Origin of the sequence: Streptomyces sp. NPDC005648 (assembly GCF_040605395.1) — a bacterium.
In the GTDB taxonomy this organism is placed as follows: Bacteria; Actinomycetota; Actinomycetes; order Streptomycetales; family Streptomycetaceae; genus Streptomyces.
In genome coordinates this window covers 31121-54456 of sequence record NZ_JBEXCS010000067.1, presented here as the reverse complement: position 1 = coordinate 54456, position 23336 = coordinate 31121, and the positions used below count along the sequence as shown (strand labels likewise).

24 protein-coding genes are annotated in these 23336 nt (G+C 71.2%); 11 read left to right on the top strand and 13 right to left on the bottom strand.

What is annotated here, in order from left to right; genetic code table 11:
* Positions 1-114: 114 nt before the first annotated feature.
* The gene (locus ABZT17_RS31360; protein WP_356353730.1) at positions 115-1017 is read right to left on the bottom strand and encodes a LysR substrate-binding domain-containing protein; all 903 of its coding nucleotides are present in this window, start codon (positions 1015-1017) and stop codon (positions 115-117) included.
* Between the two features lie 108 nt (positions 1018-1125).
* A complete protein-coding gene (locus ABZT17_RS31355) occupies positions 1126-2457 on the bottom strand; it encodes an aminotransferase class I/II-fold pyridoxal phosphate-dependent enzyme (RefSeq protein ID WP_356353728.1) in 1332 nt (443 codons plus the stop codon).
* Positions 2458-2564: 107 nt separating this feature from the next.
* On the opposite strand from ABZT17_RS31355, the gene ABZT17_RS31350 reads away from it, so the two are divergent.
* Positions 2565-3248, top strand: a complete 684-nt coding sequence (locus tag ABZT17_RS31350) for a pyridoxamine 5'-phosphate oxidase family protein (RefSeq protein ID WP_356353727.1) — start codon at positions 2565-2567, stop codon at positions 3246-3248.
* Entirely contained in the window at positions 3248-3877 is a 630-nt protein-coding gene (locus ABZT17_RS31345) for an FMN-binding negative transcriptional regulator (RefSeq protein WP_356353725.1), read from the top strand. The genes ABZT17_RS31350 and ABZT17_RS31345 overlap by 1 nt, the downstream gene beginning before the upstream one ends.
* Before the next feature lie 72 nt (positions 3878-3949).
* On the opposite strand, the gene ABZT17_RS31340 is transcribed toward ABZT17_RS31345, so the two are convergent.
* The 3 genes from ABZT17_RS31340 to ABZT17_RS31330 form a co-directional block, all read right to left on the bottom strand.
* Positions 3950-4894 (bottom strand): EamA family transporter, encoded by a 945-nt coding sequence (locus ABZT17_RS31340; protein WP_356353723.1) that lies wholly within the window; start codon positions 4892-4894, stop codon positions 3950-3952.
* A gap of 171 nt (positions 4895-5065) precedes the next feature.
* Positions 5066-6079, bottom strand: a complete 1014-nt coding sequence (locus ABZT17_RS31335; RefSeq protein WP_356353721.1) for an EamA family transporter — start codon at positions 6077-6079, stop codon at positions 5066-5068.
* Positions 6080-6249: 170 nt separating this feature from the next.
* The gene (locus tag ABZT17_RS31330; protein ID WP_356353720.1) at positions 6250-6813 is read right to left on the bottom strand and encodes a Clp protease N-terminal domain-containing protein; all 564 of its coding nucleotides are present in this window, start codon (positions 6811-6813) and stop codon (positions 6250-6252) included.
* 220 nt (positions 6814-7033) lie between these two features.
* Here ABZT17_RS31330 and ABZT17_RS31325 point away from each other — a divergent pair, with 220 nt between their 5' ends.
* Together ABZT17_RS31325 and ABZT17_RS31320 are read left to right on the top strand one after the other, a co-directional pair.
* The gene (locus ABZT17_RS31325) at positions 7034-7201 is read left to right on the top strand and encodes a hypothetical protein (RefSeq protein WP_356353718.1); all 168 of its coding nucleotides are present in this window, start codon (positions 7034-7036) and stop codon (positions 7199-7201) included.
* 117 nt (positions 7202-7318) lie between these two features.
* Entirely contained in the window at positions 7319-7747 is a 429-nt protein-coding gene (locus ABZT17_RS31320; RefSeq protein WP_356353716.1) for an SRPBCC family protein, read from the top strand.
* A 101-nt stretch (positions 7748-7848) separates the two neighbouring features.
* On the opposite strand, the gene ABZT17_RS31315 is transcribed toward ABZT17_RS31320, so the two are convergent.
* Positions 7849-8493, bottom strand: a complete 645-nt coding sequence (locus tag ABZT17_RS31315; RefSeq protein ID WP_356353714.1) for a PadR family transcriptional regulator — start codon at positions 8491-8493, stop codon at positions 7849-7851.
* A gap of 328 nt (positions 8494-8821) precedes the next feature.
* On the opposite strand from ABZT17_RS31315, the gene ABZT17_RS31310 reads away from it, so the two are divergent.
* Both ABZT17_RS31310 and ABZT17_RS31305 read left to right on the top strand, forming a co-directional pair.
* Positions 8822-8974 (top strand): hypothetical protein, encoded by a 153-nt coding sequence (locus ABZT17_RS31310; protein WP_356353712.1) that lies wholly within the window; start codon positions 8822-8824, stop codon positions 8972-8974.
* A 102-nt stretch (positions 8975-9076) separates the two neighbouring features.
* Positions 9077-9277, top strand: coding sequence for a hypothetical protein (locus tag ABZT17_RS31305; protein ID WP_356353711.1), 201 nt, complete (start codon positions 9077-9079; stop codon positions 9275-9277).
* 170 nt (positions 9278-9447) lie between these two features.
* Here ABZT17_RS31305 and ABZT17_RS31300 read toward each other — a convergent pair whose 3' ends face one another.
* Together ABZT17_RS31300 and ABZT17_RS31295 are read right to left on the bottom strand one after the other, a co-directional pair.
* Complete coding sequence (locus ABZT17_RS31300; RefSeq protein ID WP_356353709.1) at positions 9448-10161, bottom strand: Clp protease N-terminal domain-containing protein; 714 nt, start codon at positions 10159-10161, stop codon at positions 9448-9450.
* Complete coding sequence (locus ABZT17_RS31295) at positions 10161-10382, bottom strand: helix-turn-helix domain-containing protein (protein WP_052067739.1); 222 nt, start codon at positions 10380-10382, stop codon at positions 10161-10163. The genes ABZT17_RS31300 and ABZT17_RS31295 overlap by 1 nt, the downstream gene beginning before the upstream one ends.
* A gap of 446 nt (positions 10383-10828) precedes the next feature.
* Here ABZT17_RS31295 and ABZT17_RS31290 point away from each other — a divergent pair, with 446 nt between their 5' ends.
* On the top strand, positions 10829-11203 hold the full coding sequence (locus tag ABZT17_RS31290) for a VOC family protein (protein ID WP_356353707.1): 375 nt from the start codon (positions 10829-10831) through the stop codon (positions 11201-11203).
* 131 nt (positions 11204-11334) lie between these two features.
* Here the strand turns inward: ABZT17_RS31290 and ABZT17_RS31285 are convergent, their stop codons facing one another.
* From ABZT17_RS31285 to ABZT17_RS31275, 3 genes are all read right to left on the bottom strand, one after another.
* A complete protein-coding gene (locus ABZT17_RS31285) occupies positions 11335-13347 on the bottom strand; it encodes a S9 family peptidase (RefSeq protein WP_356353706.1) in 2013 nt (670 codons plus the stop codon).
* 205 nt (positions 13348-13552) lie between these two features.
* A complete protein-coding gene (locus tag ABZT17_RS31280) occupies positions 13553-15193 on the bottom strand; it encodes a thiamine pyrophosphate-binding protein (RefSeq protein ID WP_356353705.1) in 1641 nt (546 codons plus the stop codon).
* Positions 15190-15975, bottom strand: coding sequence for a cyclase family protein (locus ABZT17_RS31275; protein ID WP_356353704.1), 786 nt, complete (start codon positions 15973-15975; stop codon positions 15190-15192). The genes ABZT17_RS31280 and ABZT17_RS31275 overlap by 4 nt, the downstream gene beginning before the upstream one ends.
* Before the next feature lie 153 nt (positions 15976-16128).
* On the opposite strand from ABZT17_RS31275, the gene ABZT17_RS31270 reads away from it, so the two are divergent.
* On the top strand, positions 16129-16938 hold the full coding sequence (locus ABZT17_RS31270) for a PhzF family phenazine biosynthesis protein (RefSeq protein ID WP_356353702.1): 810 nt from the start codon (positions 16129-16131) through the stop codon (positions 16936-16938).
* A 60-nt stretch (positions 16939-16998) separates the two neighbouring features.
* On the opposite strand, the gene ABZT17_RS31265 is transcribed toward ABZT17_RS31270, so the two are convergent.
* Positions 16999-17778: a type II CAAX endopeptidase family protein gene (locus tag ABZT17_RS31265; protein WP_356353701.1), complete on the bottom strand. Its 780-nt coding sequence runs from the start codon at positions 17776-17778 to the stop codon at positions 16999-17001.
* 205 nt (positions 17779-17983) lie between these two features.
* Between ABZT17_RS31265 and ABZT17_RS31260 the strand changes: the two genes are divergently transcribed.
* Positions 17984-19750: a substrate-binding and VWA domain-containing protein gene (locus tag ABZT17_RS31260; RefSeq protein WP_356353699.1), complete on the top strand. Its 1767-nt coding sequence runs from the start codon at positions 17984-17986 to the stop codon at positions 19748-19750.
* Between the two features lie 83 nt (positions 19751-19833).
* Here ABZT17_RS31260 and ABZT17_RS31255 read toward each other — a convergent pair whose 3' ends face one another.
* The gene (locus ABZT17_RS31255) at positions 19834-21351 is read right to left on the bottom strand and encodes a glutamate-cysteine ligase family protein (RefSeq protein ID WP_356353697.1); all 1518 of its coding nucleotides are present in this window, start codon (positions 21349-21351) and stop codon (positions 19834-19836) included.
* Between the two features lie 556 nt (positions 21352-21907).
* Here ABZT17_RS31255 and ABZT17_RS31250 point away from each other — a divergent pair.
* Positions 21908-22492, top strand: coding sequence for a hypothetical protein (locus ABZT17_RS31250; RefSeq protein WP_356353695.1), 585 nt, complete (start codon positions 21908-21910; stop codon positions 22490-22492).
* A 385-nt stretch (positions 22493-22877) separates the two neighbouring features.
* Positions 22878-23084 carry a DUF5999 family protein gene (locus tag ABZT17_RS31245; protein WP_356353693.1) on the top strand — a complete coding sequence of 69 codons (207 nt, stop codon included), beginning with the start codon at positions 22878-22880 and terminating at the stop codon, positions 23082-23084.
* Positions 23085-23336: the final 252 nt, after the last annotated feature.

Here is a 23336-nt window from a genome sequence, read left to right as displayed (position 1 = left end):
GGATCTCGCCGAGCGGCTCGCGCATCCAGCTGTGGTCGAACCAGCCGTAGAAGTCACCGGCCTTGATGACGAGACCGTGCAGCAGATAGCCGTACGGGACTTTCGCAACACACCCTAGGCCACCCTGCGCCCCGCCTCCCGTAGTGCCTCCACCGCCGCCCGGATCGACGGGCGGCGGTCGGCGTCCGCGCGCCAGACGGCGTAGATCTGGCGCCGCACGGACTGCCGTACGGGCACGGTCCGCACGCCCTCCGGCACCGGGCCGCGGCCGAGGCGCGGCGCCACGCACACACCCAACCCGGCGCCGACCAGGGCGAGTTGGGTGGGGTGTTCCTGCGCGCGGTGGGCCACGCGCGGTTCGATGCCCTTGGAGCGGAGCGTGTGGATCAGCCACTCGTGGCAGAACTCGTTCTCGCCCCAGGTGATCCAGTCGTCGTCGGCGAAGTCCTCCAGGTCGACCTCGGCGCGGTGCGCGTGACGATGGTCCGCGGGCATCGCGATGTCGGCGGTGTCGTCGAGGACGACGGCCTTGACGAGGCCGTCGGGCACCGGCAGCGGCCTGTTGTACCAGTCGAGGACGACGGCGAGGTCGAAGTCGCCCCGCATCACGCCCAGTACGGCGGGTTCGGGTTCCAACTCGCGTGAGGTGGCGCGCAGGCCCGGGTGCGCCTTGCGCAGCTGTGGGAGCGCGGCCGGGAAGAGACCGCGGGCGGCGGTCGGGAAGGCGGCGAGGCGCAGTTCGCCGACGGCCTCTCCGCGATGTGCCTCCAGGTCGGACCGGGCCAGCGCGACCTGGGAGAGGATACGGGCGGCGTGCTCCGCGAGGAGCCGGCCCGCGTCCGTGAGGCGTACCCCCCGTCCGTTCTTGGCGAGGAGCTGCTGGCCGACCTCACGCTCCAGCTTGGACAGCTGCTGGGAGACGGCCGACGTGGTGACATGCAGCCCCTCGGCGGCGCCACTGACCGAGCCGTGGCGGGCCAGGGCGTCGAGGGTGCGCAGGCGCTCCAGGTTCCACATGTAAGCAATGCTACGAGATGACCCGGGGGAAAGCTCGGTTGTGCTACGAGGCGGGTGCGGGACGGTGGCCGACCTGAGCGGCGACCGAGCGCCTGTTCGCCGTTCCCGCTACCCGTAGGTCCGGGTGGGTGAGGGGCCCAGGGCCTCCGCCACCGCATCCGCCAGTGGGCCCGCCTCTTGCGGGGTGAGTGTCGCGACCGTGACGCGGATGCCCTGCGGGGCGGTCATACGGAAGCGGGCTCCCGGGGCCACCGCCCACCCGGCGTGCAGCAGACGCGCCACCGCGCCCGTCTCGTCCGGGACCGGGATCCAGACGTTCAGCCCGCTGCGGCCATGGGCCAGGACGCCTCGTTCGGCCAGGGCGCCGATCAGGAGGTCCCGGCGTTCCCGGTAGGTCTTCGCCACCGCCTCCGTGTCCAGCGCGCCGTCCGCCCAGAGCCTCACCACCGCCCTCTGCGTGATGCGGCTGACCCAGCCCGGCCCCAGCCGGTGGCGGCCCGACACCCGGTCGACGGTGAGCGCGTCGCCGGTGAGGACCGCCAGACGGAGGTCGGGGCCGTAGGCCTTGGCCACGGAGCGCACGAAGGCCCAGTGGTGGGTGGTGCCGGCCAGGGGGTGCAGGGGGAGGTCGACGATGCCGTGGCCGTGGTCGTCCTCGATGAGGAGGGTCCGGGGGTGGTCGCCGAGGACCGTGCGCAGGGCACGCGCGCGAGCCGCGGTCACCGCGGCTCCGGTGGGGTTCTGGGCCCGGTCGGTGACGATCAGAGCCCGGGCGCCGGATTCCAGGGCCCGGCGCACGTCCTCGGGGCGCGGGCCCTCGTCGTCGACGCCCACCGGGGCCGTGCGCAGGCCCAGCGCCGGGATCAGGTCGAGCAGGCTGCCCCAGCCGGGGTCCTCCACGGCGACGGTGTCACCGGGCTTGAGATGAGCCGCCAGTACGCGCTCGATGGCGTCCAGCGATCCGGACGCGACGGTGAGCGGACCCTCCGGCACACCGTCGGCGTCCAGGCGGGCCCGTGCGAGGCGCTCCAGTTCCGGCTCCACGAGGGCGTCCCCGTACAGCACCGGCTCACGGTCGCCCCGCTCCCCCGCCTGGGCGAACGCCCTCGCCAGGGACGGGAGCAGGGCCGGGTCGGGATTGCCGCCGGCCACGTTCCGGACACCCTCCGGGACATCCATGCGGATGTACTCACGACCCGTGGTGGCCGGCTTCGGGCGCACCCGGCTCCCCCTGCGGCCCGCGGTCTCGATCACCCCTCGTTCCCGCAGGATCCGGTACGCGGAGGCGACCGTGTTCGGATTCACTTCCAGCTCGGTCGCCAACTCCCGCATGGGCGGGAGCAGTTGCCCCGGCTCCAGGTCGCCGGAACCCACCGCACGCTCGACGCTCGCCGCGATCTCAGCTGCGCGCCGCCCCTCGATCCGATATTCTCCTAGCACAAAGCAAAATATGCACTAGTGCAATCGCGGACGCAAGAAGCGGCGCGCAGACGCGGAACACAGGCCGCGGGACACACGACGCAGGACGCAGAGCTATGGAGACCGACATGCAGGGGACCGCCCAGCCCACCTCACCGACCGCCGCCTACACCCCGACCGACCGCACCGTCCCCACCCGCTCCGCGGACCGGGCGTCGTACGACAAGGAGCTGGTGCACTCGATACTCGACGAGGGGTACGTCTGCCATCTGGGGTTCGTCCGGGACGGCGCCCCCGTGGTGCTTCCCACCCTCTACGGGCGGGTCGGCGATCTGCTGTACGTGCACGGCTCGACCGGCTCGCGTCCGCTGCGGATGACGGGGCAGGCCGATCCGGGTCTACCGGTGTGTCTGACGGTCACCCATGTCGACGCGCTGATCCTGGCCCGTTCGGCCTTCCACCACTCAATCAACTACCGGTCCGTGGTGGTGCACGGGGTGGCCCACGACGTGACCGACCCCGAGGAGAAGCGGGCGGCACTGGACGCGCTGGTCGACCATGTCGTCCCGGGGCGGGCGGCCGACGCCCGGCCCGCGAACAAGAAGGAGCTGGCCGCGACCGCGGTGATCCGGCTCGACCTGGACGAGGTGTCCGCCAAGCTCCGCACCGGCAGTGTCAACGACGAGCCCGAGGATCTGTCCCTCCCCCACTGGGCGGGCGTCGTCCCGCTGCGCAAGGGCTACGGACCCCCGGTCGCCGACGCCGACCTGGCTCCCGGCATCGGCCTTCCCGGCTATCTGGCGGTGCCGTGATGCTGATCCATCCGTGGGACGCGGCACGCGACGACGCCGAGTGGCAGGAGTGGCTCGCCACCCATGACTTCGGACAGCTCGCCGTCAACGGACTGCCGGGCGAACCGCCGTTCGTACAGCCCTTGCACTTCCTCTACGACGGTGAGCGCGGCGAGGTCCTCGCCCACCTCGCGCGGCCCAACCCCGTGTGGCCCGCGCTGGAGGCCGACCCGGACGTGCTGTTGAGCGTCGTCGACGACTATGTGTACGCGCCCGGGTACTGGCAGACGGCGCCGGACGAGCCGGCCGAGCAGGGGACGCCGACGAGCTACTACGCGGCGGTCCAACTCCGGTGCCGGGCACGGGTGGTGGACGATCCGGCGGAGAAGGCCGAGCTGCTCACCCGGCTGATGGGGCACTTCCAGCCGGAGGGCGGTACGGCCGAAGTGGCGGTGGACGAGGCGCCGTTCGGCAGGATGCTCTCCGGGCTGCGCGGGGTGCGGCTCGAAGTGGTCGGCGTACGGGCGAAGTTCAAGTACGCGGGACGCAAGCCTGAGGCGCACGCGCGGGTCGCGGCCGGTCTGGCCGGGCGGGGCGGTCCGCGTGACGCGGCGGCGCTGCGGCATCTGTCGCGCCGACGCGGGGCGTGACATCAACTGGCCTTGCGACGCAGATCATGGGGGAGAGGGGCCCTACGGGGGAGGGCCCCTCTCCGCTCGTCGCTACGCGCGTACCGGCTCCTGTGCCACGCCGCGCGCCTCCGCGCATGCCAGACCCGTGACCGAGCCGAGCATCACCAGGGTGCCCCACAGGGTTGCCGCGGTGAGGTGTTCACCGAGCAGGACGATCGCCAGGACCGCCGCGCTCACCGGCTCGAGCAGCATGATCACGGACACGGTGGCCGAGCGGACCACCGCGGCGCCCGCGAAGTACAGGGCGTAGGCGAGGGCGGTCGGGACGGCCGCGATGTACGCCAGCAGCCAGAGGGTGCGGGCCGGGTCGGTGGTGTGCGGGACCAGGCCCTCGGACACGGCGAAGGGCAGGAGGCAGAGCGCGGTCACCGCGAAGGCCCCCACGGACGTGTCGGAGGCGTCCGCGTCGCCGTGCCGGCCCCACCAGCGGGTCAGCAGGGTCAGCACGCAGTACCCGGCCGCGGACAGCAGCGCGAGCAGCACCCCCGCCGGGCGTACGGCCGCGCCGCCGCTGCCGAGGACGAGGATCGCCAGGCCGACGAGGGCTCCGGTGACGGCCGCCAGGCCGCCCCGGCCGAGCCGCTCCCCCAGGGTGACGCGCGCGCCGAGGGCGATCAGCACCGGACCGGCGCCGAGCGTCACGACCGTGCCCACGGCCAGGCCGGTGGCCTGTACGGCCGCGAAGTACGCCGTCTGGAACACGGCCAGTCCGACACCGCTGACCACGGCACGCCGGACCCTGCGGCCCAGCGGGCGGGTCGCGGCGGGGCGGACGCGGGGGCGGCGCAGGAGGCGGGCGGCGAGCAGCAGGAGCAGGCCGACCGCGCAGCGCCAGAAGGAGAGGGCGAGCGGGCCGAGGTCACTGGTCCGGTAGACCAGGGAGGCGGCCGCTCCCGCGGTGCCCCAGGCGGCACCGGCGACGATCAGATAGAGCAGGCCTCGCCCGACGGGCAGGCCGAAAGCAGCATTCGACACGAGTGTCTCCGCAGAGTGCAGAAGGTCGGAAGTGGTCCTGGACGAGCAGGACCGTGGACTGCTTCTGCGGGCAGCACCGTTCAGCCCGGCGAAGAGCCGGGCGTGGATTCCGGAGGGCCCGCCTCAGGCGGCGGGAGGCGGAAGAACGAGCGTCGAAGGCACGGTCGGAGCCTAGGCGATGGTTCCGCGGCGGGACAAACTCCTTTCCGGGCCACCGCCGGCCACCGGCTCCGGGGAGCTCTTGGCAGGCGCGGAGGACTGGGCGATGAAGGCGCCCACCAGGACGACCGCGCCGCCGGCGATCTGCGGCGCGGAGAGGTGCTCGCCCAGCAGCACCCAGGCCAGCACCGTCGCGACGACCGCTTCGAGACAGGCCACGACGCCCGCGACCTGCGGGGAGAGACGCCGGACCGACAGCACTCCGGTGACGTAGGCGAGGACGGTGGCGACGAGCACGATCCAGCCCAGCAGGAGACCGGCGGCGACCGGCGTGCCGTTCATCCGCGCGGTGCCGGTCAGCACGGACCAGTCCATGGACCAGGGGCGGGCGACGACGGTCAGGATCAGGGTGCCGACGAGCAGACCGTAGGCGATGACGCCGAGCGGGTCCGGGGCGTCCTCCCCCGCGTCGCTGCCCTGGTCGGACAGGACGAAGTAGCCGACCTGACAGCAGGCGGCGGCCAGCGCGAGCAGCAGGCCGAGGGCGTCGAAGCCCAGGCCCGACCACACCTCGACGACGCAGGCGAGACCGCCGACGGCGAGCACCACCCCGAGCGCGGCGGCCCGGGTCACCGGCCTGCGCTGCACGAACCGCACCCAGCCGAGGACCAGGGCGGGCGCGAGGTACTCCACCAGCAGGGCGACGCCGACGGGGATACGGGATATCGCACCGAAGTAGCAGGCCTGTACGCCGGCCACGGCGAGCAGCCCGAACCCGGCGAGCAGGGCGGGGCGCCGCCGCACCAGGGCGCGGTGCCGCACGGCCACCGGCAGCATCACCAGCGCCGCGCCGGTCACCCGCAGCCACACCACGTGCAGCGGATCGAGCCCGGCCTCGATCAACGGCTTGGCCGCGACTCCCGACCCTCCGAAGGCCACGGCGGACACCAGGGCGAGCCCGAGCCCGACGCCCTTGCCGGCCCCACTCGCCCCGTCTCGACTGCTCTCCAACGTCTGCACCGGCACATGATGACAGGGGATGACATGACCGTCACCCCCGTTGACACCTGTCTCAGCGGGTGGACGGGGCGGCGGTGCGGGGCAGGGGTCGCCGCAGGCCGGCTCCTGGTCGTCTTCGCCGGGCGGCGCGGGCACACCCGCCCGGGGGAAGCACACGGCGGCCACCGCCCGGTGCCTCAGTGGCGCGATGTGTCCCAGCTGTCCGGCCGGTCGGTCCCCGTCAGGGTGTCCTCAATGCGGCTCAGCACCTCGTGGGCGTCGATGCCGGCGCGGTCCAGGACCTCGACCGCCCTGGCCCCGGGGTCGGCGACGATCGCGGCGAGGAGGTCGACACCGAGCGCCGGGTCACCGCCCCGTGCCGCGGCGCGCTCATGGGCGTACTCCATGGCGCCCGCGGCCAGGGGGGAGAGGCCTTCCGCCTCCGTGACCACGGGGACCGCGCCGGAGTCCTCGACCGAGCCCTGCCAGCGCAGGCCGTAGCCGATGCTGCGCTGGACCAGGTAGCCGAGCAGCCGGGCGATCTCGGGGCCGTCACCGAAGACGGTGCGCGCCCCGGTGTCGTACTCCAGGAGCGAGTGCAGCAGATGGGCCGTGTCTATCTGCCGGTCCCCGTCGCGCAGCGCCCTGCGGCGGGCGCCGGAGACCACCGCTGCCAGTTCGGCGCTGAGCCTGGCATCGTTGTCGTGGCGGGGCCCCACGGTCTGTTCGCCGACCTGCTGCCGGGGGATACGGGGTTGCACATCCCCCACCCCATCAGTCCCGCCGCCTCCCGTCATCCCCGAAGGGAAGCATTTCGGCGTCCCACAAAGAGTGGACTCCCCACGCCGGGATCTCCTCCTTGCGGATGACATCAGGCCCTTTTCCCCCGAAGGGGCGCGCGCCGCCTTGCCATGCGCCCCTCGCGCAACCGCGGCGCTCCGTCGCACGTCCCACAGGTGGATGGAGAGCAGGTGCTGGCTGGTGGCTCTGCCGGCCGTCGACGGCAAGCAGTACGTGTACCGGGTGGAGGCTCCGGAGGACGCACTGCCCGCCGATCTGTTCTGGGACGCCTGGCACTGCCATGACGAGAGCGCCCACCCGCGTGCGTGGGACCTGTTCGACGCGGCCGTGATACGCCGGGTCGGCTGAGGCCCGCCGAGATGTCCCCACATTTTCTGACGGTTCATCAGTATTGAATGTTCCAGGCCCTGCGGCTACGTTCCGCGACACCACAGCCCGACACAGAGAGCACGAAGAGGTGGTCGCATGCCGGAAATCAGCGCGGAGGCACGGATCGAGGCGCCGGCCGAGAAGGTGTGGGCACAGCTCACCGACTGGCCCGCGTACGGCGAGTGGAACGCCACCCACACCAGCTTTCCGCAGGGCGGCCCGACGGCGCTCGAAGTGGGCGGGACCTTCCAGGAGAACATGAAGCTGATGGGCTTCCCGGCCGAGGTCGAGTGGACCATCGCGGAACTGGAACCGGCCCGGGTGTTCGTCATCAAGGGCAAGGGCCCCATGGCCGTGAGCCTGGCCACCCGCTACACCCTGACCCCCGACGGCGACGCCACGAAGGTCCGTATCGACGGCGAGTTCACGGGCGCCGCGGTCACCCTGATGGCGGGCAAGCTCAGGGACTCGGGCACCGCCGCCCTGAACGAGTCGCTGCGCAAACTCGGTGGACTGGTGTCGTGAGACTCGCCGGGCTGACGTCCTGAACGCCGGACACGGGAAGGCGCCCCGCGGATGACTCCACGGGGCGCCTCTTCGTACGGCGGAACGGCCGCCGATGCCGGTCAGTCCTCGTCGGCGAGGATCAGGTACAGCTTCTTGCGGGCCTCGTTGATGACGGCCAGCGCCTTCTCGCGCTGCTCCTTGCTGCCGGTCTTCCAGACCTGGCCGAAGGCCTCCATCAGACCGAAGCCGGCCTGCCGGATCTCACCGAGCGCCTCGAAGTCGATACCGCGGGAGGCTTCCTCCCAGGGCGCGTCCGGGCCCTCGTCGGCCGCGGCGCGGCCGGAGTCGGTGAGCGAGAAGAGTTTCTTGCCGCCCTCGCTCGCGCTGGTGATCAGGCCCTCGTCCTCCAGCAGCTGGAGGGTGGGGTACACCGAGCCGGGGCTGGGCTTCCATGCCCCGCCGCTGCGCTCGGCGATCTCCTGGATCATCTCGTAACCGTGCATCGGCCGGTCCTTCAGCAGAGCGAGGATCGAGGCCCGTACGTCACCGCGCCGCGCCCTCCCCCTCGGTCCGCCGCGCCCTCGTGGCCCCCAGGGTCCCGGACCGAATCCGGGTCCCCCGAAACCGAAGCCCGGACCACCCGGGCCACCGCCGGGACCACCCGGCCCGAAGGGACCGAAGGCACCACGCAGGCCCTCGAAACCACCCCGGCCACCACGCGGGCCAGGTCCACGGTGTCCACGTTCGAATCCATGGGAACGCATCGCCATCACTCCATTCCATCGTTGATCTGTCGCGATGCGTCAACGATATATCGGAACTGTTCGCCTGGCAAGCCCCGGGGCAACGCGGGCAGGCCTGCCTCACTCAATCGAGTCGTTTGTCGCGCGACTGGGGGTGCTGGATGGCTGTACCGGCTGGGGTGGATCAGGCCGGTCCGTGCGTCGAGTTGTCGTACGTCGACGCGGTGCACCCGATCGTGGTGGGGATCGGCTCGCAGCCGTTCTGGTTGCACTGGCATGACGGTGAGAGGGAGCGTCGGCACACCCCGGACTACTTCGTGCCCCGCGCGGACGGCTCGGCGGACCTCTCATGGTGGGGGCAGACGCCGCCGGGGATCGGCTGTCGACGTTGCCGGTGCTGTTCCACCTCCTCTGGATCCAGGATCTGACTTCCGCGGAGATGACGGTCGAGTTGCTGGGTCCGCGCACGATCGTGCACTTGGCCAACGGAGTAGGCCGGTGACCGGGAAGAGCCGGGTTCCGCAGACGTCCCGCATCGCGGAGTTTCCCGAGGCCGCCGCTGAACAGGCCCGCTGATGGGAGAGGCACATCCTGGAGGTCTTCGGTGCCGGCCGTCGACGCGAACCGGCCGACCCCGGCAGCACTGCGCCGACTCGATGACGGCAGCCAGTACCGCATCGTGGAGGTATTCCACGATGCCCAGACCCTCAGGGACGATCTCACCGCGCTGGGGTGGTCAGTCCACATCAAGACCAAGGCCGGGGAGTTCATCGGCATTGCAGAACCGCCGATCCCCGCCGGCTGACGCGACACGGAACTGCTCGTGGTCCGTCTCAAACGATCTGGCCCAGGCTCGGGTCTGTGACCTGCGGCGACGAGATCAGTTGGGAGTGAGGGTGCCGGGAATCTCGGTTGATCTGGTCCTGGGCGAACGGAGGCCGGCTGTGGAAGTCGGCGATCCGGCGGGGAGCGGGCTCAGTCCGCCCGCCGGTAGCGGTCAACGATCGCGGCGCGCAGCGCCGGGGCTGACGCGTCGAGCGCCGACAGCAGGGAAGGCACCAGCCCGCCCTTGGTGGCGAGGAGACCGAGAGCGAGGTGCTCGGTGCCGATGTGGGGGTCGTGCCGGGTCTGCGCCTCGCGAACGGCGTCCGCCAGGGTCTCCTTGGCGCGATCGGTGAAGGGGATGTGCCCGGTGGTTCGGGCGCCGGTGGCCGGATGGAGACCGGGGGAAGCGGGGGTCGTTGCGGTCAGGAGTGTGTGTCGGGCGCGGCGCCGCCGACGCCAGTGCCGCAGGAGGCCCGGGGGGATTCCGCGCCGGGGATCCAGCCTGGACGGGCGGGACCCGCGGGGGCCGGTTTTGCCTGCTCGGGCGAGGGCTTCCGGACCGAAGGACTCCTCGATCCTGGCGCACACGGCGTCGAGATCGATCCCGATGGAGGCCAACGCGTCCCGGTCGAGGGAGCCGAACGGGGGCGATCCGGCGCCGAGTCCGATCAGGCGGACGATCTCCTCCTCGATGCGTGTCTGCGTGACACCGTGCTCACGCAGCACGGAGCTCGCCGGCTGGTCGGTGGAGACGAGGGCGAGCAGGAGGTGCTCGCAGCCGGTGTAGTGGTGTCCGAGTCGTCGGGCGTGCTCCTGGGCGTGGACCACGACAGTGCGGGCGCCGGGAGTGAAGCGTTCGAACATCATCGCCTCCCGATCAGCGGGCCGTACTTGCGATGCACGGTCTGCTTGGTGACGCCGAGCCGCTGGGCGATGTCCTGCCAGGACCATCCCAGTTTCCGTGCGTTGTCGACCTGGAGCAGTTCCAGCCGTTCGCTGAGTTCTCGCAGGGCGGCCACCGCACGGAGCCCGACGTCCGGGTCGTTGCTGGCAGCGCCCTCGGCGATTTCGAGTGTGTTCTGCATGCCCGTCAGCATATGCTGACAACTTCGCGTCGTCAACATATGCTGACGACGCGAAGTGATGCGCGGCCTCACAGTCCAGCGCGAGTCCGTGAGCATCGAGCCGAAGGACGCCGAGGCCTTCGAGATGACGCGTCTGCTCTGCGCCCAGGCCGGGTGGAGGTTCGAGCAGCTGGGGACACCGGACGCCGTGCCCTCCGCTTTCAGGACGGCGCGTCGCCGGCCTCGAATCCCGCATCGCCGAACGGACCCCGAAGTCCTGATCCCTCGAGTAAGGTCACCCGACATGAACACCGGACCGGCGCTACGCCACACACGGATTGGCTACCCGGTGGAAGGCTGATCGCGCAGTGGGTGCGCAGAAGGCACCCCCTCAGTTCGGCACGCGGGCCTCCCCACGCTCACGCAGTGCGAGTCCGCCCTTCGTGTCGAACTACCGTGAGGTCCGAATGACAGTCACGTTCAACCACACCATCATCGCCGCCAAAGATCGCAACGAGTCGGCTCAGTTCTTCCGCGAGCTGTTGGAACTCCCTGAAGCACCGAGCTGGGGCCCGTTCACCAACATCCAGCTCACCGACGGCGTGCTGCTTCAGTTCGCCGAGCCGCCGGTGGAGATCCAGATGCAGCATTACGCGTTCCTGATCGACGACGAACTGTTCGACCGTGCGTATCGGCGGCTGTGTGATCGCGACATCGAGCACTGGGCCGATCCCCAGATGCGACGCCCAAGCGAGATCAACAGCGAACACGGCGGTCGGGGGGTGTACTTCAAGGACCCCGCCGGTCATGCGATCGAGCTGATCACTCGCCCGTATCTGTAACCGAGGGAGTGTCTGGTCGGGCACCCGAAACGCGGCGCCCGACCGGACAACCGGCCGGCGAAACCCCACGGCCCCGCTTCCTGCCCAAAAGCGGGGCTCCCATCTCGTCGAAGGCCGACGCCCGCCCGCGCTCACAGCAGTCCGGGCCGCTGCCACTCGTCACCGAGGACGTGGTGGTCGAGGAAGTTCAGGAACGCCTCGTACCAGACCTGGATGTGGCCCGGGGAGAGGATCCAGTGGTTCTCGTCCGGGAAGTACAGGTACTTCGCAGGCACCTCGAACCGCTGCAGATCCTGGAAGAGCGCGGCGCCCTGACCGACCGGCACGCGGTAGTCCTTCGCGCCGTGGATGACCAGCATCGGCGTACGGATCTTCGCCGCGTCCAGGTACGGGGAGTGCGCCTCGTACCGCTCGGGCCGGGTCACCGGGTCCCCGAAGATGCACTGGAAGTACCAGGGCGCGTCGGTGTCGCCCTGGAAGGACCGCAGGTCCCACAGGCCCGCGTGGCTCACGATCGCCTTGAACCGATCGGTGCTCGTGGCGACCCGGTTGGCCATGTAGCCGCCGTAGGAGCCGCCCCCGAGCGCGGTGCGCGCGGCATCGATGTCGTCACGTGCCACGGTGGCGTCGGTCAGCGCCATCACGTCCGTGTACGGGACCCCGCCCCACTGCCCCCAGCCGCGCCGGTGGCCCTGCTGACCGTAGCCGGTCGACAAGGCCGGGTCGGGCAGCAGCACGGCGTAGCCGCGGGCCGCGAACGGCCACGGGTTCCACCGCCAGGTCCAGCCGTTCCAGCTGCCCTGCGGCCCGCCGTGCACGGCGACGAGCAGCGGCGCGGGGTTCTCGGCCGACGCGCCCTCGGGCAGCACGAGCCAGCCGCGCAGCCGGTACCCGTCCGCCGCGTCGGCGTGCACCTCGGTGAGGGAGCCCGGCAGCGCGTCGAACGCACCGGGGGCGAGCAGCTCGACCGGCGTCTGGTCGGCGACGCCGGCCTCGAACCTGACCGGCCGCGGCGGGGAGTCGATCGCGTTGCGCAGCGCGTACAACGTCCGCCCGTCGGGGGCCACGCAGAGCGAGCCGTACGCGCCCGAGGCGGTGAGCCGGGTCACGGTGCCGTCCGCGTCCCGCCGGAAGACGGGCGCGTGCCCCTCCACGTCGGCCACGAAGAAGAGGGCGTCGTCGAAGGTCGAACAGACGGCGCCGACAGGCCAGTTGTCGAACCCGGGCAACAGATCGACGGCCTCGCCGCCGTCCACGCCGACCCGGACGAGCGTCATGTCCATCGACTCGTCGTAAGTCGGCCACGTCATCCGCGAGCACACGACCGCCGAGCCCTCGTGCGTGAACACCGGGGCCTCGTAGAGGTGCTCCACATCGCCCAGGACGAAGACCTCCTCCCCGGTGGCCGCGTTCGCCACCACCACGGCGGTGCGGTTCTCGGCGGGCACTCGGCCGGGTACGAACCGGGTGTAGGCCACTCGCGTCCCGTCGGGCGACAGCGCCACGTCGCCGGGGTTCTCGAGGCCGGCGCCCTGCCCGCCGGCGTCGACGACGGCGCCCTCGGCCCTCGCGCGCACGAAGGTGTGCTGTGTCTCCGGGCCGAGATCGCGGTCCCAGGCGCGGGTCGGCCCGGCCTCGTACAGGATCGCGGTGACCTTCGCGTCCTTGCGCGCCGTGCGCAGCTTGCCGTGCGCGTCGGCGTCGGCGGCCCCGGGCAGCAGCCCGGCGGTGTGGGCCAGCGCGCCGGACTCCCGGGCGACGGTGAACGCGGTGATCCCGCCCGGGTGCCGGGCCACGACGGCGGCCTCACCACGCTCGGGCAGCGCCCACAGCGCGGCACCCTCGTGCTTGTCCTCCGCACTGTCGTCCTCGCGTTCCGACAGGAAGTACAGCGCCCCGTCCGGGCCGAACGCGGGCCTGGACTCGCCCTTCCCCGACCGAGTCAGGCACAGCGCCTCGCGCTCCCCGGCCGGATCGATCTCCCACAGCCCGGACACGAACCTGGTCCGGTCCTCCGACAGCGTCTGCACGGCGGCGACGAGACGGCCACCGTCGACGGACAGCGCAAGGGAGTTGACGCGAGGCTGGGCGAGGAACGCGGGCAGGTCGTGGAAGGCGGTCGTGCCACCGGGGATCGCAGACATGCGGACGATTCTTGCTCGCGAAGGATGCGGTGAACAACGGATTACGGGCACCGTCCGCCAGGGGTGCCCGCCGCCCGTCCGGCGAAACGCGGAGATCCCGCCCGACCGAAGTGACCGGACCTGGCATGCCCTCGCCCCTTCGGTGATGAGCGTGTGTTGAGCGGCGATGTCCGGCACGGTCCACAGCCGTAACCTCGGCCATGGCTCAGTGCCCCCGGAACGCCTCCTCCAGCCACCAGGCGCCGTGGTCCCGGACCACCTTGGCGTCCACCAGCAGGGGCGCCGAGCGCGGGCCCGCCACCCAGTCCGCCACCGCCTTGAGGTCGGCGCGGGTGCGCACGGTGACCGCCTCGAAGCCGTAGCCGCGGGCGACGGCCGCGATGTCCGTCTCCGGGAAGGTGACCGTGTCCAGCGGGAACCCGCCGGGGCCGAAGTGGTGCACCTCGGCGCCGTAGCCCTCGTCGTTGAAGACGACCACCACCATCGGCAGCCCGAGGCGGCGCACCGTGTCCAGTTCCACGGCGCTCATCAGCGCACCGCCGTCGCCGAGCACCGCCACCGGCAGGCGGTCCGGTCGCGCGAGAGCCGCGCCGATCGTCGTCGCGAGACCCAGGCCGATCGACTGGAAGGCCTGGGTGAAGCAGAAGCCCTGCTCGTCCGGCACGGACAGGTACGCGCTCGGGTAGCCCATGAAGTTTCCCGAGTCCACGCCGACCACCCGCTCGGCCGGGAGGATCTCGTCGAGCGCGATGCCGAGTGTGCGGGGGTCGATCCGCTCCCTGGTGCTCTCGTCCTCGTACGGCACATCCCGCCAGCGCACCCGGGCGCTGAGCGCGGCGGAGATCTCCGGGGTCCGGTAGCCCTCGCGCCGTTCCCCGCCCGCCTCCGCGGCCCGCCGTGCGGTGCGCTCCACGTCGCCGTGGACACCGAGGTCGATCGGGCGGTGGGCGCCGAGCGCCTCGGGGTCGTCGTCGATCTGTACGACGGCCGCGTCCGGGCCGATCAGACTGCCGTGCCGCATGGTCCACATGTTCAGCGCGCAGCCCCAGCCGACGACGAGGTCGGCGCCCTGGATCAGTTCGGTCGCGAGAGGGGAGGCGAAACCGCCGGACACGTCGAGCGACCACGGGCTGTCGTGGAACAGGCCGCGCGCGACGGCCGAGGTCGCGAGCAGGGCGCCGTGGCGGTCGGCGAGGGCGCAGAGAGCGTCGCGGGCGGCGGGCGTACGGGCGCCCCGGCCGGCCACGAAGACCGGGCGCCGGGAGCGTTCGAGGGCCCGTACGAGATCGGCCACCGCCTTCGGGGACGGCTCGACCCGCTCCGGGTCCGGGAGGGGTACGGCGGCCGGGGAGAGGCCCTCGGGCACGTCCAGGGCCTGTACTTCCAGGGGGAGGTTGAGCAGGACCGTACGGCGTTCGTGGCGGGCCCGGCGCAGGGCCGCGCGGGCCTGGTCGACCGCGTCGTGCGCCGTCGTCACACGGGCGCTCACCGCGCCGACCGAATGCGCCAGCACGGCTTGGTCGACACGGAAGTTGGAGCGCCGGCCGGTCGCCTCGGCCGCGAGGACCAGCAGCGGTGTACGGCTCTTGGCGGCCTCGGTGATACCGGTGAGCGCGTTGGTCAGACCCGGCCCCTGATGGACGCTGAGCGCGGCGACCGCGCCGCTGGTGCGGGCGTAGGCGTCGGCCATGGTCGCCGCGCCGCCCTCGTGCCGGGCGGCGACGAAGCGGGCGCCGGCGGCCACCATGGCGTTGGTCAGGTGGAAGTTGCCGGAGCCGACGACGCCGAAGACATGGTCGACCCCGGCCGCGGTGAGCGCCCGTCCGACGGCCTCCGCGACATTCACGACCGCTCCACCAGGGCGAGTACCCGGGCCGGGGCGCCGGAGCCGCTGACGATGGGCAGGGGGCCGGCGATGACGACGGCGCCGGTCGCGGGCAGGGCCGCGAGGTTCTGGAGCTGGGTGAGGCCGTATTTCTCGGCGCCCAGGAGGTAGGAGTGGCACGGGAACGCCGGGTCGAACGAGTGGGCCCGGCCGGCGTCGGTCCCGACCGTCTCCGTGCCGAAGCCGATCACCGGTGCCTCCTCGGCGACCCAGCGCGCGCACTCCGGGGACAGACCGGGGGTGTGCGGGCCGTTCTCGTCGGCGTTGAGGAACTCCTCCTGCGACTCGGAGCGGGCGTCCCAGCCGGTGCGCAGAAGCAGCCAACCACCTTGGGGGAGCGGGCCGTTGGCGGCTTCCCAGGCCTGGATGTGGTCGACCTCGACCAGGAAGTCGGGGTCCTTCGCGGCCTGTTCGGAGAAGTCCAGTACGGCCGCCGGTGCGATCAGCCGGCTCGCCGGGACCGACGCCACGTCGGCGAGGTCCTTGCCGGTGACCCAGTGGACGGGGGCGTCGAAGTGGGTGCCGGTGTGCTCGCCGGTGCTGAAGTTGTTCCAGTACCAGGCCGGGCCGCGGTCGTCGTAGCGGCTGATCTCCTCCAGTTCGAAGGTCCGGGTCTGGCCGAAGGGCGGCGGCAGCTGGATCACCGGTGTGGACGAGGAGAGCGGCGAGGTGAGGTCGACGACCTCGATCGAGCCGCTCCGCAGCCCGGACAGCAGGGCGGCGAGCACGGACGGCTGGGACATGACGGCCTCCTGGGCGGAGCTGAACTGTCAACGCCTGGTCCGTACAGGGTGTCAGCCGCGGGCCGCCGCGCGGAGTCACGTGTCACCGAAATCAGTCCAGCCACCATCGATTGGCCTTGGTCCGACAGGCCACTTCGGCCTAGCGTCGAAGCCATGCGAATCCGAATCGTCGACGCCTTCACCGACCGCGCCTTCGCGGGCAACCCCGCCGGGGTGCTGCTCCTGGACTCCTTCCCCGACGACGAGCGGCTGCAGAAGATCGCCCTGGAGGTGAACCACGCCGAGACGGCGTTCGCGCACCCGCTGCCCGAGGGCGGCGAGGCCGACTGGGCGCTGCGCTGGTTCACCCCCGCGGCCGAGGTCAACATGTGCGGTCACGCCACCCTCGCCACGGCGCACGTACTGCACACCACCGGCACCCACGAGGGCACCGTCCGCTTCGCCACCCGCAGCGGGGTGCTGGTGGCGACGCCCGGCGAGGACGGCTCGATCACCCTGGACTTCCCGACGGCCCCGCTGACGTCGGTCGGTGTCCCGGACGGGGTCGCCGACGCGCTGGGCGCCGAACCGCTCTCCGCGCACGACACCGGGCCGAACGTCGGCGACCTGGTCGTGGAGCTGGCCGACGAGAAGACCGTCCACGGCCTGAACCCCGATCTCAGGGCCCTCGGCGCGTACTCGGAGCGCGGCATCATCGCCACCGCCCGCGCCGAGGACCCCACGCGGGGCTACGACTTCGTCTCCCGGTGCTTCTTCCCGAACGTCGGCATCGACGAGGACCCGGTCACCGGAAGCGCCCACACGGCCCTGGCCCCCTTCTGGTCCGAGCGCCTGGGCCGCCCCGTCCTCACCGGTCTGCAGGCCTCGCCGCGCTCCGGCCGTGTCCGCACGGAGCTGCGTGGCGAGCGCACACTGCTGAGCGGGCGCGCGGTCACGGTCATCGAGGGCGAGCTGCTGGCGTAGGGCCGCGAAAGCCCCGTACGAGACCCTCTGCGAACCCCCCTCCGTCAGGCTGCCGGCGCCTTATGCCGTCGGCAGCCAGCCCACCTTCCCGGCGAGCAGCGCGTAGCCGACGAACGCCCCGATGTCGAGCAGGGAATGCGCCACCACCAGGGGCCCCACCCGGCCCCAGCGGCGGTACAGGTACACGAAGACCACGCCCATCACCATGTTGCCGAGGAAGCCGCCGATGCCCTGGTAGAGGTGGTAGCTGCCGCGCAGTACGGAACTGGCCACCAGGGCCGTCCCCGGAGTCCACCCCAACTGGCCCAGCCTTCGCAGCAGATAGCCGACGACGATGACCTCTTCGAGAACGGCGTTCTGCACCGCCGAGAGGATCAGGACGGGGTACTTCCACCACACGTCGGGCAGCGCCTCCGGCACCACGGTGAGGTTGGCGCCGAGGCCGCGTGCGGCCAGGTAGAAGGCGATTCCGGTGCTGCCGATCACCGCCGCGACGCCGGCGCCGCGACCGAGGTCGGGCCAGGGCCGGGTGCGGTCGAAGCCGAGGGTGCGCAGGCTCCCGCCCTCCCGCAGGAGGAGGTGCGCGACCAGCGCGACCGGCACCAGGGCCGTCGCGATCCCGAACAGCTGCCAGGCGAGATCCAGCCAGGGGCGGCCCGGCGCGGCCGAGGCGTTGAGGGTCGCCGCCTGATCCTTGAGGCCGCCCGGTTTGGTGACCGATCCGACAAAACTGATCAGGGCGGACACTCCACTCGCACCGAGCGAAAGCCCCAGAACGAGCAGTGTCTCGTCCCGGAGGATCCGTCGCGAGAGCCTCTCCGGAGGAAAAGAATCGGCCATCGGGCCCGCCTCTGCCTGCACACCTGACTCCAATTCAGCAATCCCGCCTCATCCACATCGTCCCCCCGCTAGTGTCTCGAAAGAAGTTACGAAGATCGTGCGCTAGGCCGTTGGGGGGACGGGCACCGTACGGGGCGTACCTCCCCTTTGCCTGCCATACGGCCGTGATCCGGCACGAGGTTCAACAGGGAGGGGCACCACCGTCATGGGACGTCACAGCTTGCCCGATCAGTATGGGGCGGGCGGCAGCGACCCCCGCCCACGTGCGCGCCGCCGGCAGGTGGCCATCGCGACGGCTCTCGTCCTGACCGTCGCCGGCGGTACGGCGGGCGCGGTCAGAAGCGGACTCCTCTCCTTCGGCTCGTCCTGCCAGGACCATCCGGTGCGGCTGGAGCTGGCCGCGTCGCCGGACATCGCCCCCGCCCTGACGGCCGCGGCCAAGCGGGCCAGGGAGAGCGACATCACCTCGGACGGGCGCTGTGTGGCGGTCTCGGTGACGGCGCGCGACTCGTACAAGGTCGCGGACACGCTGAGCTCGGACAAGAAGACGGACGCGCAGGTGTGGGTGCCGGACTCGGAGCTGTGGATCGACCGGATCACGGCCGACAGCTCGGCGACCGACCTGACCCCGGCGGGGGCGGTCGCCTCGACACCGATCGGGGTGGCCATGGTGCCCACGGCGGCGAAGTCGCTGGGATGGCCGAAGAAGACGTACGACTGGATCGGGCTGGCCGGCGCGACCATGACGGACGACTCGCTGAAGCTGGGAGCGGCCGACCCGGCGCGCAGTGCGACCGGGCTGCTCGCGCTGACCCGGCTGAGTACGGCGGCCGCGAAGCTCAAGGGTGGGCAGACGCAGGCCGCCGCGATGATGAAGACGCTGTCGCAGCGGATCTCGGACAGCGACAGCCAGGTCGTGGAGACACTCCCGCGCGACAACTCCGGGACCGAGCTGGGCAATCCGAAGCGCAACGAGGCGCTGGTGCTCACCGAGCAGGCGGCGTACGCGTACAACTCGGCCGCCGACAGCGGCTCGAGCGTGGACATGTTCTATCCCAAGGACGGCTCGCCCGAGCTGGACTACCCGTACGCGATGGTCGGAGAGCTGACCACCGACCAGAGCCGGGCCGCGCTGCGGTTCATGAACTACCTGCGCCAGCCCGCGCAGGCGCGGCTTCTGGAGAAGTACGGTTTCCGGACCTCGGACGACGAGGCGCCGGAGGCGGTGGTCGCCGGGGCCGGTGGCAGCAGTCCGCAGCCGTACGGCGAGGCCGCCGTCCAGCCGGCCTCGGACACCGCGCTGCAGGAGGTGCTCGGCACCTGGACGATCACGGTGCAGAGTGCCCGGCTCACCACGGTCGTGGACGCGTCCGGCTCCATGTCCGAGCCGGTGCCGGGGACGGGCGGCCAGTCCCGGATGGACGTCACCAAGGCGTCGCTGCTGCAGGCTCTCGCCACCTTCACGCCGGAGGACGAGATCGGGCTGTGGGAGTTCTCCACAAAGCTGGACGGCGACAAGGACTACCGCGTCCTGGTGCCGACCGAGCGCCTCGGCGACCGGAAGGGCGGCGGCACCCAACGGGACCGGCTGTCGTCCGCGTTCGGAGCGCTGCAGCCGGTGGAGAACGGCGCGACCGGCCTGTACGACACCACGCTCGCCGCGTACAAGTCGGCCACCGCCTCGTACGCCAAGGGGAAGTTCAACGCCCTGGTCGTCCTCACCGACGGCGTCAACCAGGACCCCGGCAGCATCACCCGCACCAAGCTCCTCTCCGAACTCCAGAAACTCACCGACCCCGAGCGCCCGGTCCCGCTGATCATGATCGCCGTGGGCCCCGACGCCGACCGCCAGGAGGCCGAGGAGATCGCCAGGTCCACAGGAGGCTCCGGCCAGTCGGTCTCCAACCCGTCCCAGATCCAGTCGGTGATCCTCAAGGCGATCGTTGCGGCGGCCACCACCGCCGACGACTGACCACACCGGCTCGCCCTTTGGGCCCCACCCCTTCGCTAACCCCGCCGAGGCCGACCCGCCCCGAGCACCGCCTCAGCGCCGGCTCAGCCCAGCGGTACCGGGTCGGGGAGGCCGACCGGCCAGGTGTGTACCGGGTCGCCGGTGTGCATCAGTTCGCTGTACCTGCGGGTCGTGGCGGCGAGGGCCGCGTCGCGGGACAGACCGGTCTCCAGCGCCCGGTGGAAGGTGGCCGCCTGCCAGGACGCGCCGTTGACGCGGCGGCGGCAGCGTTCCTCGATGACGCCGAGGAAGAGGTCGCGATCGGCGCGTTCGATGCCCCACGCGTCGAGACCGGCCTCCGCGAGCGGCAGCAGTTCGTCGCGCACCAGGGTCACCGCGTCGACCTCGGTCGTACCGCCGTAGCGGCCCCGGCGCGGCCACTGGAGGCGGGCCTCGATGCCGTCCTTGCAGGCGGCGTCGAAATTGGCGGCGGCCGCCTCGAAGGGCAGCCGGGTCCACACCGGCCGGGACTCCTCGGCGAGGGCGCGGACGACACCGTAGTAGAAGGCCGCGTTGGCGATGACGTCGCTGATGCTGGGGCCGGCCGGCAGCACGCGGTTCTCGACCCGCAGATGGGGGACGCCGTCGGCGATGCCGTAGACGGGGCGGTTCCAGCGGTACACCGTGCCGTTGTGCAGGACGAGTTCGGCGAGTTTCGGGACACCGCCGGCGTCGAGGACCTCCAGCGGGTCCTCCTCGTCGCAGATCGGCAGCAGGGCCGGGAAGAAGCGCAGGTTCTCCTCGAAGAGGTCGTGTGCGGAGGTGATCCAGCGCTCGCCGAACCAGGTGCGCGGCCGTACCCCCTGCGCCTGCAGTTCGGGCGGCCGGGTGTCGGTGGACTGCTGGAAGAGCGGTGGCCTCGACTCCCGCCACAGCTCACGGCCGAAGAGGAACGGAGAGTTGGCGCCCACGGCGATCTGCACGGCGGCGACGGCCTGCGCGGCGTTCCACACATCGGCGAACCGGGCCGGGGTGACCTGGAGATGCAGTTGTACGGAGGTGCAGGCGGCCTCCGGCGCTATGGACTTCGACGTGCAGGTCAGGCGCTCGACGCCGTCGATGTCGAGGACGAAGTCCTCTCCCCGCGCGGCGACGATCTGATCGTTGAGCAGGGCGTAGCGGTCGACGTCGGAGAGGTTCGAGGAGACCAGGTCGTCGCGGTCGAGGGTCGGCAGAATACCGATCATCACGATTCCCGCGTCGAGCTCGCCCGCTTTACGGTCGGCATATGCCAATGAGGTCCTGAGTTCCTCCGCGAGCCGGTCGAATACGCGCCCCTCCAATCGGTGTGGGGCTATGTTGACTTCCAGATTGAACATGGCGAGTTCTGTTTGGAAATCTCGGCTTGCGATCCGTTCCAGGACCTGTCCATTGAGCATTTTCGGCATGCCGTCGGACCCGGTCAGATTCAATTCGATCTCCAGCCCCATGAGGTTCTTGGGGCGATCGAACCGCTTCTCGGCCAGGAGCCGCTCCAGCCCCGTCAGGCACCTTCGGAGCTTGGTCCGGTAGAGCTGCCGATCGGACAGATCGAACCGACCTGCCACGACCTTCTCCCCCATCGAAGCGTCCCTCCTCGATCGGGCGGTCGACAGATCCCGACCGCCGGTGTCAGGTCACGTGGGATGATGCCCAGCGTCGGCGATCGATAACGTCCCCACGCGAGGCCGTCGCCCGCTACTCTGGAAGCATGTGACCGGCGGCACATTCGCCGGGCATGACGCACGGCGCAGTTTCGGGCCCATGAGGAACTCGTGAAAAACGCCGACGACAATTGGCCGACCGCTGCCCGGGTATTTTACGAGGTCAACGCCGTAACCCCGGAGCGGAATCGGGATGATTCCCGCGCATCGCCGACCGGATACGCCCTTGCCGAGTGCTCCGGAAGCGGTTAGACGAAACACCGTCTGAACACATGTCGTATAAACTCCGCAAACAGGCAGAGGGTTGGCGCCCCGGTCATGGAACCTGCCGTCCAGGTGACGTGCGGCAGGCCTCACCCACGCTCACCGTACCCATACCCCGGCCCCCGCCCCTCTCGCCCCGTGAGCAGACAGCGCCGTCCGCCCCCACCACGCCCTCGCGCCACCGTGCCTGTCGAATGAGAGGCGACCCACCATGCCGCTGCATGTACCCCCGGCTCCCGCGCCCGCCCTTCGCACCGTCCTCACCGCACTCGCCTCGCCCACCGCGGTCCGCGAGGCCCGAACGCCCTCCCTGCTGCGCGCCCAGGGGCCCGCGACCCCCGAACTCCCGCTGCCCGTCCATGTGCTGGACGAGCTCACCCCGGCAGGCGTGGCCGCCACGCGGCTCACCGGGTGGCGTTTCCTGATCCGCTGCGGCGACCGTGCGGTGGCCGCGGCCGAGACCATGCTGACCCCCGACGGATGGGCCTTCTCGCACTTCTTCGAGGGCCCCTACATCGCGTCCACCGAGCGCGCCCTGCGCCAGGCCGAGACCATGAACCAGCCCCACCAGGCGCGTCTTCTGTCGGTTCCGAGCCTGTACATGCTCACCCTCTGGCTGCACGGCGACATCACGGCCGACGGCGCCGGCGGCCACCCCGCCGCCGGCGATCTGCTCGTGCCGCTGGCGCCGGCCCCGCCCGGCATCGCGGCGCACCGCCCGCACCGTGTCGCCGAGCTGCTCCCGGTGCTGACCCATCGGGCGGCCCCCGCCCCGCTGCTCGGCCAGATCGCCTGATATTCCGCGTCCCGACCACCCGCTGCCCCGTCGCCGAATTACCGGCGCCGGGGCACGTCTCTGTTTTTCCGCACCATTGCGCTCGTACGAGCAATTCATCGCTCGTACGAGCCCGAAAACCCGCCGACCTGGACGGACTAGCCCCATCCGGCCACTGCGAACCACCCGAAATGACAGTGCAGTTGGACTGAACCGTCCGCGCGGGTGAAGCGTCATCAACCTGTGAAGAAGTGGTGCGCCGAAATGCCTGCGGATTGACGTCCGTGGGGCAACACTGGACTGGACCGACTTATCACAACGGGGGGCGGCCATGGACAACGCTTCAAGCCGCGCAACAGACACCACATCCATCTCACACCTCACAACCCACCGAGAGATCCCATCCATGTGCCAGCACCAGCCACCGTGTCCTTCAGCAGACTCCGCCGACCGGGAATCCGCCCGCCTCGTGGCGCACCACCCGGAGCAGGGCTGGAGCCTGCTGTGCAACGGCGTTCTGCTCTTCGAGGACACCGGTGAGCTCCTGCCCGACGGCAAGATCATCGCCCCGCACCGCCCGATGGGTGCCGGTCAGGTGATGACCGCAGCCTGAGGCGGACCCGGGGGGCGCCGAGCCGCCCGGTGAATTCCCGGGGCCGGTCGCGGAGACAAGCCGCGAGCCGGCCCCGACGCACGTCCGGGGGTCATCACACCGCGTAGTTACCCGTGCGTAGAGAGGTGATGGTGACAGGCCGCGCGGCCATCCGGCGGTGAACCGGCGGCGCCCAGCACGATCCGGCGGCGCTCCGGCACGATCCGCCACGATCCGGAAGTGATCACCCTTCCCATGGACGCCTGCTTTCCG

Coding starts and splice junctions, on each gene's coding strand:
- ABZT17_RS31360 (WP_356353730.1), bottom strand. CDS start 1,017: ATGTGGAACCTGGAGCGCCTGCGCACCCTCGACGCCCTGGCCCGCCAC.
- ABZT17_RS31350 (WP_356353727.1), top strand. CDS start 2,565: ATGCAGGGGACCGCCCAGCCCACCTCACCGACCGCCGCCTACACCCCG.
- ABZT17_RS31345 (WP_356353725.1), top strand. CDS start 3,248: ATGCTGATCCATCCGTGGGACGCGGCACGCGACGACGCCGAGTGGCAG.
- ABZT17_RS31320 (WP_356353716.1), top strand. CDS start 7,319: ATGCCGGAAATCAGCGCGGAGGCACGGATCGAGGCGCCGGCCGAGAAG.
- ABZT17_RS31315 (WP_356353714.1), bottom strand. CDS start 8,493: ATGCGTTCCCATGGATTCGAACGTGGACACCGTGGACCTGGCCCGCGT.
- ABZT17_RS31310 (WP_356353712.1), top strand. CDS start 8,822: ATGGTGGGGGCAGACGCCGCCGGGGATCGGCTGTCGACGTTGCCGGTG.
- ABZT17_RS31300 (WP_356353709.1), bottom strand. CDS start 10,161: ATGTTCGAACGCTTCACTCCCGGCGCCCGCACTGTCGTGGTCCACGCC.
- ABZT17_RS31295 (WP_052067739.1), bottom strand. CDS start 10,382: ATGCAGAACACACTCGAAATCGCCGAGGGCGCTGCCAGCAACGACCCG.
- ABZT17_RS31290 (WP_356353707.1), top strand. CDS start 10,829: ATGACAGTCACGTTCAACCACACCATCATCGCCGCCAAAGATCGCAAC.
- ABZT17_RS31285 (WP_356353706.1), bottom strand. CDS start 13,347: ATGTCTGCGATCCCCGGTGGCACGACCGCCTTCCACGACCTGCCCGCG.
- ABZT17_RS31275 (WP_356353704.1), bottom strand. CDS start 15,975: ATGTCCCAGCCGTCCGTGCTCGCCGCCCTGCTGTCCGGGCTGCGGAGC.
- ABZT17_RS31270 (WP_356353702.1), top strand. CDS start 16,129: ATGCGAATCCGAATCGTCGACGCCTTCACCGACCGCGCCTTCGCGGGC.
- ABZT17_RS31265 (WP_356353701.1), bottom strand. CDS start 17,778: ATGGCCGATTCTTTTCCTCCGGAGAGGCTCTCGCGACGGATCCTCCGG.
- ABZT17_RS31260 (WP_356353699.1), top strand. CDS start 17,984: ATGGGACGTCACAGCTTGCCCGATCAGTATGGGGCGGGCGGCAGCGAC.
- ABZT17_RS31255 (WP_356353697.1), bottom strand. CDS start 21,351: ATGGGGGAGAAGGTCGTGGCAGGTCGGTTCGATCTGTCCGATCGGCAG.
- ABZT17_RS31250 (WP_356353695.1), top strand. CDS start 21,908: ATGCCGCTGCATGTACCCCCGGCTCCCGCGCCCGCCCTTCGCACCGTC.
- ABZT17_RS31245 (WP_356353693.1), top strand. CDS start 22,878: ATGTGCCAGCACCAGCCACCGTGTCCTTCAGCAGACTCCGCCGACCGG.